Genomic DNA, 339 nt, shown 5'->3' on the forward strand with positions numbered 1-339 from the left:
CCGGACCCCAGACCGGCGAAGCGGCGATGCTCTGCCCATAGACGATGGCGGCCAGCAGCCCGACCAGCCCCATCAGCGACACTTCCCCGATGCGGCCGGGCCTGATCCAGCGCGTATAGGCGCCCATTGCCATCGCCAGCGGCACTGTCGCGGCGACGGTGAACATGCCCCAGGGACTTTCCGCCAGCGCCTTCACCACGATCAGCGCCAGTACGGCCAGGATGATGACCATGATCATGAAGGCGCCGAACAGGGCGATGGTGCCCGCCACCTGGCCCATTTCCATGCGGATCAGCTCGCCCAGCGACTTCCCGTCGCGGCGCATGGAGATGAAGAGGA

Annotated in this window: 1 protein-coding gene; it reads right to left on the reverse strand. The window is 66.7% G+C overall.

All coding sequences use genetic code 11. The annotated features are described in order from the left end of the window. Positions 1-339, reverse strand: a 339-nt coding sequence (locus tag MRBLMA1_RS19060; protein WP_363738987.1) for a carbon starvation CstA family protein, incomplete at both ends; no start/stop codon positions are given.

Origin of the sequence: Sphingobium sp. LMA1-1-1.1 (assembly GCF_040676365.1) — a bacterium.
GTDB lineage: Bacteria > Pseudomonadota > Alphaproteobacteria > Sphingomonadales > Sphingomonadaceae > Sphingobium.